Genomic DNA, 14,488 nt, shown 5'->3' on the forward strand with positions numbered 1-14,488 from the left:
CCTACACCCCTTCGAAGCTGTCGCGGATGCGGGCGATCAGCTCGAAGAACTGCGGGCTGTTGCGCATCTCTGCTGTACGCGGACGGGGCAAGGGAATCTCCACGATGGCCGAGAGGCGGCCGGGATGCGGAGAGAGCACAAACACCCGGTCCGACAGGAAGATGGACTCAGGAATGCTGTGTGTAACGAAGACAATCGTATTCTGCACCTTGTTCCAGACGGAGAGAAGCTCTTCATTCAGGCGTTCACGGGTGAACTCATCCAGCGCAGAGAATGGTTCATCCATCAGCAGGATTTCCGGCTCCATCGACAAGGCTCTGGCGATGGCCACCCGCTGCTGCATCCCTCCGCTCAGCTGCCAGGGGAATTTGTCGGCGAAGCCCTGCAGGCCTACCAATTCCAACAGCTCCATTGCCTTCTCCTCGCGGACGGATTTCTTGACACCCAGCAGCTCCAGCGGGAGGGCGATATTATGTTTGACCTTCCGCCAGTCGTAGAGCACCGGACTCTGAAAGACGATTCCGTATTTCTGGGCCAGCCGTGCTTCCCTGGCGCTTTTGCCCGCTACGGTAATATTGCCGCCGGTTGGCGTGATCAGATCCGCCATCAGTCTTAACAGAGTCGTTTTGCCGCAGCCCGAAGGTCCAAGCAGGGAAACAAACTCACCTTTGGCAATATTCAGACTCACCTGATGCAGCGCAAGCACATCCGCAGTCTCCGTCTGATAGCGCATTTCCACATTGTCGAGCTGAATTTCCGGAATTTGTGCTGCCGCTAATGACATATCCGCTTCCCCCTTCTTTCTTATAACAATTCCGAATTATTTAACTTACGTCAACTAAAATGACATAATTTCAAAAAAAATAGTTGAATTTCATCCATCGTGTTCGATTAACTAACATATTACACGTTACACTCGCTCCCCACACTAGACAATTAGTAACACAGCTCACATAAAATTCCGTCGTTTTGTCCAGAGACCGCAAGAAGAAACGGCTTTTGCCGTCCTCTGAAAAGCGTATGCTTCCGAAGCAGCGATACTACGTATCGCTTTCAGGCATCCGTTTCTGTGAGAAATAGAAGGATGCATTTATAGCGTGAGACCTATGAATTTCACTGCGCTAATTGACAAATGTTATCTACCGGGATGTATGGTACTATTTAACTATCTAAGTTCAATTTTCATATCTATCTTGTGCACGGAGGCCTTAGCCTATGGAGATTTCGAATTATATTGTCATTGTGTCCATCTCCGGTGTATTGAGCGCGATTCTGGGACTCTTTGCCTACTATATGAAAACCGATTTTGCCGGAACCAAAGCCTTCATCATCAGTTCCTGGGCCTCCGCAATTTATACCTTTGGATTTGCACTCGAGTTGTCGGGGAGCACACTTGCGGAAATCAGCTTCTGGATTAAGGCCGAATATTTAGGGATGCCTTTCATAGCGCCGTCCAGTCTTATTATGGTGCTGCATTTCGTCGGTCTGGAGCGGCTGGTTACCCGAAAAAACATCATCAGACTCTACACCATTCCCGTTCTCACGACGTTAATAAGCTGGACCAATGACTATCATCACTGGTTCTATCACTCTATCTATCTCCGCCCGGATGCCCCTTCTCCTGTGGTCGACATCATCATGGGCCCCTTCTATATCGTGCACGGCAGCTTCACCTTCGGCTGCTTGCTGGCTGCAATCATGCTGATTCTCTGGCAATGGAACCGGTTCAAGCGGGTATACCGCAGGCAGATGGTAACCATTATCATCGGTTTGGCTTTGCCGGCCCTTAGCTCTTTCCTCTATCTGATGGGACTTACGCCTTACGGGATGGATCTGGTTCCGCTCATTATGAGCCTAACCTCCACCCTGTATATCTGGGCCATTCTCTCCAGAGGCATGCTGACAGCAGCCCCGATTGCCCGTGAGAACCTGTTCGAGAGCATGCGGGACGGCGTACTGGTCATGGACCGGTCCGATATGCTGGTGGACTATAACCGCGCCGCTGCAGAGATGATGCAGGGGCTTGATTCCTCTGCCATTGGCAAGCCGCTGGCCCAGCTATTCCTGAGTGCAGGCAAGGAAGCCGTCTCTTACGTGATGAATGCCGATCCCCAGCATAGCGAGGAACGGGAGCTGGCTTGGCTTAAGGACAATGAAACCTATTATTATCAGGTCAGATCTTCCCCTGTGGTGAAGCCGGGCGGCCATTCGGCGGGCAGGATGATTATGCTGATTGATATAACGGAGCGGACTCTGCTTCAGGAGAAGCTGCGCCAGCTGGCCACCTATGACAGCCTGACCGGAATCTATAACCGCACCCATTTCATGGAGGTTAGCAGGGAAGTGCTTGCCTCGGCAGTTGCGGGAGCTTCGCCCTTGTCCATCATCTTGATTGATATTGATTTCTTCAAAAGCATTAACGATCGGCACGGGCACAAATATGGCGATTCGGCGCTGCAGCATATAGTCAATGTGTGCAGCAGACATCTGCGGGAGAATGACTTGTTCGGGAGGTATGGCGGAGAGGAATTTGTGATGTGCCTGCCGGATACCACCCTTGAGGAAGCCGGAAGACTGTCTGATTTCATCCGCCGGGACATTGAACAGAGCAGCATCCAGACTCTGCACGGGCCTGTCACGATAACTGCCAGCTTCGGTGTGGCGGAATCGGGCGGCCCGGAGATTTCCCTGGAGGACCTGCTCTCTGAGGCCGACCATGCGCTGTATACCTCCAAGCGCAACGGACGCAACACTGTCCATCTCTCCAGAGGATCATCAATCACTCATTTCAGCTCTATCTAGACCTAGGGTTATGGCAGGTTCACCTCACTGCGCGCTGCCAGTTTGTTTAAATTGTAACGCAGAGGGTAAAGTAATAATACGAACATGAACCAACCCAATTCTACTTAGAGGAGCTGAAAGATAATGGCAGATACAAACGGACTCAGCGATAAAATCAAAGGCGGCGTGAACAAAGCCAAAGGTGAAGTTAAAGATCAGATTGGAAATGCCACTAACAATAAATCGCTCCAGGCAGAAGGCAAGAAGGATAAGCTAAAGGGCGAAGTTCAGCAGAAAATCGGTGAGTTGAAGGATTAAGCTTTAGCTTATGCAGCCAACTGGCGGCACCCGTCCTGCACCAATAAGCAACTCCCAAACCGTTATACAGTTTGGGAGTTTTTGCTGCGTGATGCGCAGCTAATTCTAATTGACTGCCAGACACGGCCCCTGAACAGGCCAAATCTGCCCATCCAAGGGAGGAGCCTATGATCACAATCGGATTAACCGGATTCGGCGACCATGAAGAGCTATATGGCAAGCTGCCTGCCGGAGACCGCCTGCCCGCCTACAGCGCCCATTTCTCCATCGTCGAGATTGACAGCTCTTTCTACGCCGTTCAGCCTGTACGCAATTATGCCAAATGGGTCAGCCAGACCCCGGACGGCTTCCAATTTATTGTAAAAGCCTATCAGGGGATGACCGGACATCTGCGCGGCAAGAAAAATTACTTCGACACCACAGCAGAAATGTTCAACGCTTTTCACGCTTCCATTCAGCCTGTAAGAGAAGCCGACAGGCTGGCTATGACCCTTTTTCAATTTCCGTCCTGGTTCGACTGCACCAAAGAAAACGTGGAGCTGCTCCGCACCGCCAAGGCGCTAATGCTGGATGTTCCTTGCGCTCTGGAGTTCCGCAATAACAGCTGGTACAGTCCGGAGATGCGCGAGCGGACCCTGCAATTCCTGGAGCGTGAAGGCTGGATTCATACGGTCGTCGATGAGCCTCAGGCAGGGACAGGCTCTATTCCGATCGTAGCCGTCGCCACCTCTGCGGAGAAGACCTATGTCCGGCTGCACGGCCGGAATGCCGGGGGCTGGAACCAGAGCAGCCATCCGGACTGGCGCAAGCTGCGGTACCTGTACCGCTACAGCACCGAGGAGTTGACCGAGTGGCGCGACCGGCTGCTTGCGTTAAGCAAGTCCACCCGCGAGCTATATGTGGTGTTTAATAACAACTCAGGCGGCGACGCTACAGACAACGCCAAAGAGCTGCAGGAGCTGCTCGGACTGGACGGAGGACTGGCCCCGCGCCAGCTGGACTTATTCTCCTAGCGCAAGTTGGGCATAATGGCAGACATAACTTTTTTAAATGATGATTAGCCGGAGTATCCCGAAGGTTATTAAAAGATTAGGAAACTTGAACCGATTTGTGAATTACATATCAAGCTCTTCATTTTCCTTATACAGCAGCTTTGCCGGAGATCTATCGCTATATGCCCTAAGTCACGAAGGAGGCTACAAGGATGAAGAGAAATCATACGATGATGCAGTTTTTTGAATGGCATGTAGCTGCAGACGGCAACCACTGGAAACGCCTTGCAGAAAAAGCGTCCGAGCTTAAGGCTATGGGCATTGACTCGGTCTGGGTCCCCCCGGTAACCAAAGCGGTCTCCCCGCAGGATAACGGCTATGGGGTATATGACCTATACGATCTGGGCGAGTTCGACCAGAAGGGCGGCATCGGAACCAAATACGGCAACAAGGAAGAACTGGTGGAAGCGATCGCCGAATGCCAGAAGAACGGCATTGCCGTATATGTAGACCTGGTTATGAACCATAAAGCGGGTGCGGATGAAAAAGAGGTGTTCCAGGTGATCGAGGTCGATCCCAATAACCGTACCAAGGAAATCTCGGCGCCTTTTGAAATCGAAGGCTGGACGAAATTCACTTTTCCTGGGCGCGGAGATCAATATTCCTCCTTCAAATGGAATCACAACCACTTCAACGGTACGGACTTCGATGCCAAATCAGACCATAGCGGCGTCTTCCGTCTGGTGGGAGAGAATAAAAGCTGGAATGAGAATGTGGATGACGAATTCGGCAACTATGATTATCTGATGTTCGCCAATATTGATTACCGCCACCCTGAGGTCAAGCAGGAAATGCTGGAATGGGGCAAATGGCTGGTGGATACACTGCAGTGCAGCGGGTACCGGCTGGATGCGATCAAACATATCAATCATGAATTCATTAAGGAATTTGCGGCGGAGATGACTCGCAAACGCGGCGAGGACTTCTACATTGTCGGCGAGTTCTGGAAATCGGATCTGGAGACATGCCGGGAATTCCTGAACACAGTTGATTTCCAGATCGATCTGTTCGATGTTGCCCTTCATTACAAGCTGCATGCCGCTTCGATGGCGGGCAAAAGCTTCAATCTGACCCAGATCTTCAACGACACGCTCGTTCAGACTCATCCAACCCATGCCGTAACGTTCGTGGACAATCACGATTCACAGCCTCATGAAGCCCTGGAATCCTGGGTAGAGGATTGGTTCAAGCAAAGCGCCTATGCACTCACCCTGCTGCGCCGCGATGGATATCCGGTTGTTTTTTACGGAGATTATTACGGCATTGGCGGACCATCTCCAGTGGAAGGCAAACAATCGGCGATTGATCCCCTGCTCTATGCCCGCGTAAATAAGGCGTACGGAGAGCAGGAGGATTATTTCGACCATCCCAACACCATTGGCTGGGTCCGGCGCGGCGTGGAAGAGATCGAGCGCTCGGGCTGCGCGGTGGTCATCTCCAACGGAGACAACGGCGAGAAGCGGATGTTCGCAGGTAAGCAACGGGCTGGAGAGACATGGATCGACTTCACCCATAACCGCGGCGAGGAGACCGTTGTAATCGGCGAAGACGGCTGGGCCGTGTTCCCCGTAAACGGCGGCAGCGTATCTGTCTGGGGACTTGCAGACCCCGTCCAAGAGGAAGCACCGGTGCCTGCGAAGGAGCCGGAGATACCGAAGCAGGCTTAGGCCATTGCTGAGTGTTGCTGGAAGGAGTATATTCATGCTGCTCCTAGCCGCTGGCGGTAAACAGAAAGGAGCTGTCCCACAGGCCATGGTTATGGCTGGGACAGCTCCTTTCTGTAAGTATGGATGGGAGTGTTGATCCTGCAACTCATCTACCTCGCACGCTTGCGTACAAGCCTAAAGTGACAAGAATCGTTGTACTTTCGCTAACTACATCATCCAACTTAATTCCCAGTGGGGATTAAGAAGATTGCCCTGGAGCGTTCCGGTTCGGAGCAAATAGATGCGAAACTGGTTACTACTTAGGCCCGCTAGCCCTCTTCGCTCGTAACCCTCACTTCGATTTCAGACGGTTGCGGACTCAGGAGCCTCTATTTGCTGTACATAGGCCGTTTTGCAGGATTAACGGACCCAGGAGCCTCTATATCACAGAAAACCCTCGCTTTTGAGCCTGTTTTGACGACTTAGGGGCTATACGGTCCGTAAGACTTCAAAATATCGCTGATAGGAGGAAATAGGGGCTATACGGTCCGCTAGAATGCAGGTTACCTAGTTACAAGGGCTTGGAGTCTCGCAGGGTCCTAAGTAGTAACCCAAACTGCAACTAATTTCGGATAAATCAGGCCTCTCACGCTCAAAACTCCGAAATAGATGCCTTTTCACACTTATTTCTTCCAAAACGCAAAATTCCCACCATTTAGATGCACTTTTGGTTACTACTTAGGACCCCATAGGAAAGGAGCATCAAATTTTGATCGCCACATCAGTCCAATCACGGAATTAGTTGCGAATCTGCACCTAATTCACCGATTTTCCCCGTTTTGAAGCAAATAAGTGCCATAATGCACTTAATTTCCGATTCTGAGCGCTGAACAAGCAATTTACTCGTAATTAGTTGCATATTCGCACTTATTTACCCTCTAACAGCCGTTTGCGTTGAAATTAAGTGCGTTTTCGCATCTAATTTCTTTGAAAGGATCTAGTGCAGCATTCACATCCTCAGTAGACCTAAGCAGTAACCACTTTTGCAACTAAATTCTCCTTCGAAAAAACATTCATTGCGGAGTCGGGATTATCGGTTACTTGTTGCGATTGGCTGCGGATGATGAGATGCAGTATGCAATGGTTTGGAAATTATTAGTTTAGAGATCACGTCAGTTGTTAGCCCTATCGGTTGGCGGCTGGGTTTAGTGGTGTCCGTGGCGGTTAGGCCGCGGCATCAGCGGCTGGCCGGAGTCTCTTCCTGACTGCCCCATCCACCGGTGTCACTGTTTAAGATACGCTCGATAGGATATACTCTCCACACGGCTGCGGCAACGGAAGCGCCCAGCAGCGATTTGACGATATCACCCGGCAGGAACGGCCACATGCCGGCGGTCAGAGCCTTGGATACCGTGTCGATGCCCGGAACGGAATGCGCCAGCCAGCTCACGCCTCCAGGATAAACGAGCAGCACACCGAAGATGAGATTAACGCCGGCGAGCTTAAAGAACGTATATTTATTCTGCTTCATCCGCTGCGCACACCAGCCGATAAACAGGGCTGCAAAAGGCATCGAAAAAATATATCCGGCGGTTGGTCCCACAAGCACAGCCAACCCTCCCTGTCCGCCCATGACTGGAAATCCGGCTGCGGCCAGTCCAATTACGATCAGTATCGCCAGCGTGCCATAACGCGCTCCGAGAATGGAGCCTGCCAGCATCACAGCCAGAGTCTGCAGGGTAATCGGCACCGCGGAGAAAGGCAACGTGAATTTCAGATAACTCATGGCGATCATCACTCCGGCAAATAAGGCGCTGAAGATCAGGCCGCGGGTCGTCCATTTATTCATTACAGGTTTACCCCCATTTTTTTAGGAACAATATATCATCCATTACCGGATACAGCAATCTTTAAATTTTTGTTATAATCGTTAGAATTATTGATTACAGCTGTGGTGGAAAGCAGGCACGAGTATGATTGAGGCAAAAGATCTGACACTCTTCTTCAGGGATGGCCAGCGGAAGCTGCCGGTTCTGCAAGGAGTTACAATACATATTGGACGGGGGGAGTGGGTCGCTCTCACCGGCTCGAACGGCTGCGGTAAATCATCGCTAATCCGCACGTTTAACGGGCTGAACCTACCGGCCTCCGGCAGTCTGATTGCCGCAGGTCTTGATCTGCGCGAGCCGAAGAACCGCATGGCGGTCAAACAGCAGATCCAGCTGGTGTTCCAGAACCCGGAGGCGCAGACTGTCGGCTCTACTCCGTTCGAGGATGTGGCCTTCGGCCTGGAGAACCGCGGCTACCCGCAAGCAGAGATGGGAAAGCGCATCAGGCAGGTGCTGCGGCAGGTAGGCTTGGAGCATAAGGCGGACGAGTCTGTGTCCACGCTCTCCGGCGGTGAACGGCAGCGGCTGGCTATCGCCAGCTGTTTGGCTTTGGAGGCGGAGATGCTGATTTTTGACGAGGCCACCTCCATGCTGGACCCGGCCGGTCGGCGGGAGATCGCTGCGCTGGCCCATGAACTGTGGAAGCAGGGCACCACGGTGCTCTGGGTGACACAGCGGATGGAGGAATTGGCGCAGAGCCCGCGTGTTGCCGTGATGACAGCTGGCCGGCTGGTGTTCGATGGCGAGCCGCGCAAGCTGTTCTATAGCTCCGACTTGCCGCAGGCCTTGGGCTGGCAGACTTCCACCGCCGTTCAGATCGGACAGCTTCTGCTGGAACAGGGCTGGCCTGAGCAGCAGTTGCCCCTGACGGAAGCAGATCTGGAGGCGCTGTTATGAGTATTCGGATTCAAGATGTAACTTTCCGGTATGACGGCAGGACCGCTCTGGACACAATCTGCCTGGATCTTCCCGAGGGCGGACTGACTGTACTCTGCGGAGTTACCGGCAGCGGCAAATCCACGCTGCTGCGCGTGATCTCCGGACTGGTGCCGCCCGCTGCGGGAAGTGTAACCTATGGAGACGGGCCAAGAGACCCAGGTGTGGTTTCAATTGTGTTCCAGCAGCCCGAAACCCAGCTGTTTGCAGGCACCGTCTATAAAGATATTGAATATGGTCTGGAGCAGCGCAAGGTGCCGAAGGCGAGCCGCCCGGAGCTGATCCGAAACGCTTTGGGCAAAGTGGGGCTTGCCTATGAGGAGTTCAGCGAACGTTCGCCCTTTCTGCTAAGCGGAGGCGAGAAACGACGGCTCTGCATCGCCGGAGCTATTGCCGCGAATCCGCAGCTGTTGATCCTGGACGAGCCAACAGCCGGCCTCGATCCCCAGGCCGCCCAATCGCTACTGGAGATGATTGCCGGGCTGAAGCAGAACGGACTAACTGTCGTAGTCGGCACCCATGATCTGGAGAGCTTCTTCCCGCTGGCCGATCAGGTGGTTGTGATGTCGCAGGGCTCCGTCTACTACAGTGGCCCCGCAGGTCCGCTCACCGCTGACCCTGCGCTGCTGGGCACAGCCGGGCTGGAGCTGCCCGCCTATGCGCGGATCGGCAACACCCTGCGGCAGCGCGGGCTGCTGGCCGGCCAACCCGGCAGCACGGCGGAGCTGCTCGCCGCACTGCGCGAGCAGCCAATTCCGCGCACGGCTGCTGCCGGGACGCCCCCTGCAGCGGTCCGTTCATCGTCCGCTGCGGACAGCCTTGCCTCTGCTCCTGCTTCGGTACCGACACCGGCATCTGCATCGGTGACTGCTTCGGCAACTGCATCTGCTCCTGCTTTGGCATCCGCACCATCAGCGGCATCTATACCTGCTTCAGCATCTGTACCGGCATCTGCATCGGTGACTGCTTCGACAACTGCATCTGCATCAGCTTCAGCATCCGCACCGGCATCTGTACCCGCACCGGCAGATGTACCGGCACCCGCAACCATCCACGCCAAGCCAGCACCAAAAACCACCGGCACAGCACGGTGGCAACGGCTCGACCCCCGGGTCAAATGGCTCGGGATGGTCCTCTTCTCGCTGGTGATTCTGGGGATGCACAGCTTGCTTCCGCTGCTGGGTGCCGCAGCGCTGCTGGCCGGTCTGCTGAGTTCCGCAGACATTTCCTGGCGGCGGATGGTCTGGTTCTTCCGCCCTTTTGTGATCATGTTCCTGTTCCTCTGGATCCTCTCTTCGCTGTCCTGGCGGTCGCCCGACTTCAGTATAGGCCCGCTGGGCTTCTCCACGTCGGGTTTCCTTCAGGGAGGCATCAGCATCTCGCGGTTTCTGCTGCTGATCGGTCTCGGCTTCCTGTTCACCGAGACTACAACCGGCTCTCCGCTGCGCGAAGGCCTGGAATGGGCGATCGCTCCACTGGGCAAGCTGGGGCTTGCCGTACGTAACGTTTCCTTGGCTGTCTCCATCACCTTGCAGTTCGTGCCCTGGATTCTCGGCAAGCTGTCACAGCTGCAGCTCGCCCTGAACTCCCGCGGCAGACAAGGCAGCAGGCTGAAGCGCTGGACGCCCCGGCAGGTCTTCCTGCTGCTGGTGCCGCTGTTGATCCTTGTCATTAGCATGGGGGATGAGCTGTCTTCCGCCATCGAATCACGCGGATATGATCCGCGCAAGAAACGCACCCCCTCCTATATTCTGGTCTGGAGGCGGACAGATACTGTGGCAGCCGTATCCATCCTGCTCGCTGCCGCCCTGCTGCGCTGGTTATCGCTGGCTGGCTAGCTGAGCTTCATGCTCACAATATATTCTGCCAGCGGATTCTGCCCGAGCTGCGGATCATTTACGCTCCAGACACCTGCGATGCCCAGCTCGCGGCAGGCCAGATCAAAGTTGCAGACCGCAATGCCGATATCAATCCGCTGCATCTCGAATCCGATTTTGTTGCCTCCATAATTCGGATTGGGCACTAAATAGAAGTGAATCTGCCGCCGGTCCGGAGAGATCACCAGCCTCCAGGGCTGCTTGTTGGAAGCCGACGGGCCAAGCCTAACCATCTCCAGTGGCGCTGCCAGGGAGCCTGCATGCTCAGGAAGCAGCGGCGTTCCATATGCGGCATCGAAGAATAGCTCCTGCCACGGTTTGCGGTGATCGGCCTTGACCACATAACGCATCGTCGAATCCAGCAGCCGCTGTTTCTGGCGCGCATAACCTACCGGAGTGATGCAGGGGATAATCTCATCTTGCGCAAGCTCGATCTCGCGGGCGAAGGAATTGCGGCTGAAGGTGCCTCCGATCCAGCAAGTGCCCAGACCCAGGGCGGTTGCGTGCAGGATCAGTTTTTGAAAAATATAACCAAACTCCATCAGCCCCTGGTTGTCGTTGCGAATTCTGCCCACCAGGTACGCCTGGGGATTCTGGATCACACCGTACGTCCCCAGCTTAATCCCTTTGCCGCTGTCCGACCCTTTAGCCGGAACCCATTCGATATGGGCTCTCCCGCCCAGCGGACCACGCAGATTCTCCTCGTCCCCCAGGTATGCCTTAACCGAATTCCGCACCTCTTCACTGATAGGCAGTGGTTCATACGTCCGTACGGATTTGCGCTTCTCCATCATTTCAATTACCGAGATTGCCATCCTTATTCCCCTCCTCATCGATCCGGCTCAACCTGTTCATTCCCCTATTTTACAAAAACAGCCCCCGCATCAAGCAGGAGCCGTCCTCGCACCAAATCATTATGGCAGTCCGCTGCACCGCTCGCTGACAGCACCACAGAATCGATCTGCCGCTTCATTGATTTTATGTAATTATTTCCACATCCTAATCTTAACATTTGAAATAGTTACTGTATACATTCAGAAAGCGGAAGTGAGGCTAACGCCCGGCCTGTTTCTGGGTCTCGGTGAGACTGCCGCCTTTGGGGCGGTTTGGCCGATTCACCAGCGTTACACTGAGCAGGATGATGACCAACCCAACCACCGTATTGACATACACCGGCTCGTCCAGCAGCAACACTCCCCACAGAATTCCGAATACCGGTACCAGAAAAGTTACACTTACTGTCTTGACCGCCCCCACACTGCGGATCAGCCGGAAATACAGCAGATAGGCAACCGAGGTGCACAGCAGCGCCAGCCCAATGACCGACAAAATAGCAGCCGAGGAAGGCATCTCCCGGGGAACAAATATCACCGCAAGCGGCAGCAGCACCACACTGGCTCCCAACTGCTGGCCGATGGCCAGGCTTAACGGTTCAAGTCCCCGGCCCATGCGTGAGGCATACAAGCCCCCGAAGCCATAAGCCAAGGCAGCTCCCAGCGAAAAGATCACAGACAGCAGCACCCGGCCCTCCAGCGGAACCGGACTCCAGCCGACCAGCACCGCCACACCGGTCATGCCGATGATCAGACCGATGATTCGGGACCAGCCGGGCTTCTCCCCCAGGGTGCCCCAGGCTGCCAATGCCGTGAACATCGGGGTGGTCGCATTCAGAATGGCCGCCAGCGAGGCATTTAGGTGCAGCTCGGCCATGCAGATCAGCGTAAACGGCAGTGCAGCGTTCAATGCCCCCAGGATCAGAAAGGACTTCCAGTGCTTCAGAATCCCCAGCTTGCGCCGGGTCAGTAGAGCATACAGGAGCAGGGCGGCAGCAGCAAGCGTCACCCGCAGCTCCGTAGTAAAGACCGGCCCGAACTCAGGAGAGGCGATCCGCATGAACAGAAAAGAAGCGCCCCAGGCCAGGGCCAGCGATATCAGAATAGACAAATCCTTGCGGCTCACTTTACACTCTCCTCTTTTAAATTAGTAGATTGCCGGACAGGAGAGCCATAAACTGCTGCCCTCCCCGGCACAAGTATTCTTATAGTAACATACCGCAGCACCCACACCCCCTCTTCAGGGTATTTTCAGCTGGACTGTTCATAATAGGCTCCAGCCCCGCATGCCGGCGGCAATTCGGTACGGTACGAGAGGAGCGGAATTCATTGTCGTTCATCCATCATCACAAGCTCAAAATCATCCTCAGCCTGGTTCTGCTGTTCTCCCTTGGATTAAGCCTCTATTCATTGGCCCATGTTGATCCGGACGTCTCCTCCGCATCCTTCGGCGCGGGGGGAGGTGGAAGGCCCGGGGGATTCAGCCCGGGCAACAGGACCGTCCCCGGCACGCCTGGCGCAGCCGGGGAGGAGGGTGCTGCCGGGGGATCGGCAGCACCCGGTTCAGATGCCTCCGGTGCAGCGCCGGAGGCAGGAAGCGGAACGGGCGGCGGGGAGGACGCCGCCCAGGGTGACGCCGGGCGGGGCACGCCCGGCTCCGGGTTTACCCGCCCCGGCGGCGGAGGTGGGTTCGGCTTTGCCGTCAGCGGGCAATACGGCACGCTGCTCGGCTGGTATGCGGCGCTGTTCGCAGGCTTATTCGCCGCAGCCTTCTATTGCATGCGGCGCGGGAAGCTGCGCCTTCAGGAGAGCCGACCGGGGGTGATCCTTGGCCTGCTGCTGGCGGCAGGGCTCTGCCTGAAGATTGCGGCCGCCCCCTGGATCGACGGATATGTGACTGATATCAACTTCTTCAAGACCTGGGCTACGCAAGCCGCGGAGAGCCTCGGCAGCTTCTATCTGAACAGCTCCAGCGACTATCCGCCCTTGTACATCTATGTGCTCTACCTTACCGGCAGAATCGTCGAGCTGCCCCTGGCGGCCCCCTATTTGCTGCCGCTGATCAAGCTTCCTTCGATTCTGGCCGATGCAGCCACCGCTTATCTGCTCTATACAGCGGCACGGCGTTATTTTACGGTAGAAACCGGTCTGCTGATCGCAGCCTTCTATATGTTCAATCCGGCTGTGCTGATCAACTCCACCTTCTGGGGTCAGGTGGACTCCTTCTTCACCCTGATTGTAGCTGCGGCAATCTGGCTGCTGGTCAATCGCAAATTCGGATGGGCCACTGTCCTTCTCACGCTGTCCGTCCTGATGAAACCGCAGGGGATGATCTACGTGCCCGTTCTGTTCTTCGCACTGCTGTTTACGGGATCGCTGAAATCGTGGCTACGGGCTGCGGCAGGCGGTATCCTCACCTTGCTGATCGTTGTGCTGCCCTTCTCCTCCGGCCAGGGTCCGCTCTGGCTGTACCAGCTGTACACCGGCACTGTGAACGAATATCCCTATGCCTCAGTCAACGCCTATAATTTGTTTGCGCTGATCGGAGCCAACTATACCGAATCCTCCTCCACATTGGCTTTGTTCAGCTACCATACCTGGGGCATGATTTTTATTGTTCTGGTTACACTCTATACCGGCTGGATGTACCTACGCAGCAGGGATGCCAGATTCGTCATACTTGGAGCGTTGATGCAGATCGCCGGAGTGTTCACCTTCTCCTCCAGCATACATGAGAGATACCTGTTCCCGGCGGCAGCCCTCTCCCTTCTCGCCTATGCCTGCTGGCGGGATAGACGTCTGCTGTGGCTGGGCTTCGGCTTCAGTGCGACCGTGTTCCTGAATACCTATGCCGTCTATTACGGTTATCTCAGTCGGGGCAGTACCTACGGATTCACAATGTTTACAGCTTCGCTGCTCAACCTGGCCATGTGCCTGCTGCTGGGCAAGCTGATGTGGGAGCTGTCCCGCCGCCCGCAGGCGGCAAGCACTGTGGCTCCTCCTGCCGCAGATGACATTATGCTGCCGGACTCTGTGCCGGTGTCCCTGACAGGACAATCGCCGACACTTTTACAGTAAATGATAAGATTAAGCGGCTCAGCCATGCCTGAATGGACGGCATCCACTTGCGAGACATCTATAAGATGAATTTAAGAA

The 14,488-nt window shown here is 54.9% G+C and carries 11 protein-coding genes; 7 read left to right on the forward strand and 4 right to left on the reverse strand.

The genetic code is table 11. The features are described 5' to 3' along the window. Position 1: 1 nt before the first annotated feature. Positions 2-784: an ABC transporter ATP-binding protein gene (locus tag B9T62_RS29990; RefSeq protein ID WP_087918604.1), complete on the reverse strand. Its 783-nt coding sequence runs from the start codon at positions 782-784 to the stop codon at positions 2-4. A 431-nt stretch (positions 785-1,215) separates the two neighbouring features. Here B9T62_RS29990 and B9T62_RS29995 point away from each other — a divergent pair, with 431 nt between their 5' ends. The 4 genes from B9T62_RS29995 (at position 1,216) to B9T62_RS30010 (ending at position 5,818) form a co-directional block, all read left to right on the forward strand. Further along, positions 1,216-2,802, forward strand: coding sequence for a histidine kinase N-terminal 7TM domain-containing diguanylate cyclase (locus B9T62_RS29995; RefSeq protein WP_087918605.1), 1,587 nt, complete (start codon positions 1,216-1,218; stop codon positions 2,800-2,802). 123 nt (positions 2,803-2,925) lie between these two features. Continuing rightward, entirely contained in the window at positions 2,926-3,099 is a 174-nt protein-coding gene (locus tag B9T62_RS30000; RefSeq protein ID WP_087918606.1) for a CsbD family protein, read from the forward strand. Positions 3,100-3,266: 167 nt separating this feature from the next. Next, a complete protein-coding gene (locus B9T62_RS30005) occupies positions 3,267-4,112 on the forward strand; it encodes a DUF72 domain-containing protein (protein ID WP_087918607.1) in 846 nt (281 codons plus the stop codon). A 191-nt stretch (positions 4,113-4,303) separates the two neighbouring features. Beyond that, on the forward strand, positions 4,304-5,818 hold the full coding sequence (locus B9T62_RS30010; RefSeq protein ID WP_087918608.1) for an alpha-amylase: 1,515 nt from the start codon (positions 4,304-4,306) through the stop codon (positions 5,816-5,818). A gap of 1,216 nt (positions 5,819-7,034) precedes the next feature. On the opposite strand, the gene B9T62_RS30015 is transcribed toward B9T62_RS30010, so the two are convergent. After that, complete coding sequence (locus B9T62_RS30015) at positions 7,035-7,646, reverse strand: biotin transporter BioY (protein WP_087918609.1); 612 nt, start codon at positions 7,644-7,646, stop codon at positions 7,035-7,037. A 124-nt stretch (positions 7,647-7,770) separates the two neighbouring features. Between B9T62_RS30015 and B9T62_RS30020 the strand changes: the two genes are divergently transcribed. After that, positions 7,771-8,583 (forward strand): energy-coupling factor ABC transporter ATP-binding protein, encoded by an 813-nt coding sequence (locus tag B9T62_RS30020; RefSeq protein WP_087918610.1) that lies wholly within the window; start codon positions 7,771-7,773, stop codon positions 8,581-8,583. After that, complete coding sequence (locus tag B9T62_RS30025; RefSeq protein WP_087918611.1) at positions 8,580-10,460, forward strand: ATP-binding cassette domain-containing protein; 1,881 nt, start codon at positions 8,580-8,582, stop codon at positions 10,458-10,460. The genes B9T62_RS30020 and B9T62_RS30025 overlap by 4 nt, the downstream gene beginning before the upstream one ends. Here the strand turns inward: B9T62_RS30025 and B9T62_RS30030 are convergent. Together B9T62_RS30030 and B9T62_RS30035 are read right to left on the reverse strand one after the other, a co-directional pair. Next, positions 10,457-11,314 carry a nitroreductase family protein gene (locus tag B9T62_RS30030; RefSeq protein WP_087918612.1) on the reverse strand — a complete coding sequence of 286 codons (858 nt, stop codon included), beginning with the start codon at positions 11,312-11,314 and terminating at the stop codon, positions 10,457-10,459. The genes B9T62_RS30025 and B9T62_RS30030 overlap by 4 nt on opposite strands. A gap of 238 nt (positions 11,315-11,552) precedes the next feature. Then, positions 11,553-12,458, reverse strand: coding sequence for a DMT family transporter (locus tag B9T62_RS30035; RefSeq protein ID WP_087918613.1), 906 nt, complete (start codon positions 12,456-12,458; stop codon positions 11,553-11,555). A gap of 203 nt (positions 12,459-12,661) precedes the next feature. On the opposite strand from B9T62_RS30035, the gene B9T62_RS30040 reads away from it, so the two are divergent. Continuing rightward, the gene (locus B9T62_RS30040; RefSeq protein WP_245864140.1) at positions 12,662-14,410 is read left to right on the forward strand and encodes a glycosyltransferase family 39 protein; all 1,749 of its coding nucleotides are present in this window, start codon (positions 12,662-12,664) and stop codon (positions 14,408-14,410) included. Positions 14,411-14,488 lie beyond the last annotated feature (78 nt).

Origin of the sequence: Paenibacillus donghaensis, from assembly GCF_002192415.1 — a bacterium.
Classification (GTDB): Bacteria; Bacillota; Bacilli; order Paenibacillales; family Paenibacillaceae; genus Paenibacillus_AQ; species Paenibacillus_AQ donghaensis.

Bases quoted from the DNA above. Each gene is read 5' to 3' on its own strand.
- B9T62_RS29990 (WP_087918604.1), bottom strand. From the start codon at position 784: ATGTCATTAGCGGCAGCACAAATTCCGGAAATTCAGCTCGACAATGTG.
- B9T62_RS29995 (WP_087918605.1), top strand. From the start codon at position 1,216: ATGGAGATTTCGAATTATATTGTCATTGTGTCCATCTCCGGTGTATTG.
- B9T62_RS30000 (WP_087918606.1), top strand. From the start codon at position 2,926: ATGGCAGATACAAACGGACTCAGCGATAAAATCAAAGGCGGCGTGAAC.
- B9T62_RS30005 (WP_087918607.1), top strand. From the start codon at position 3,267: ATGATCACAATCGGATTAACCGGATTCGGCGACCATGAAGAGCTATAT.
- B9T62_RS30010 (WP_087918608.1), top strand. From the start codon at position 4,304: ATGAAGAGAAATCATACGATGATGCAGTTTTTTGAATGGCATGTAGCT.
- B9T62_RS30015 (WP_087918609.1), bottom strand. From the start codon at position 7,646: ATGAATAAATGGACGACCCGCGGCCTGATCTTCAGCGCCTTATTTGCC.
- B9T62_RS30020 (WP_087918610.1), top strand. From the start codon at position 7,771: ATGATTGAGGCAAAAGATCTGACACTCTTCTTCAGGGATGGCCAGCGG.
- B9T62_RS30025 (WP_087918611.1), top strand. From the start codon at position 8,580: ATGAGTATTCGGATTCAAGATGTAACTTTCCGGTATGACGGCAGGACC.
- B9T62_RS30030 (WP_087918612.1), bottom strand. From the start codon at position 11,314: ATGGCAATCTCGGTAATTGAAATGATGGAGAAGCGCAAATCCGTACGG.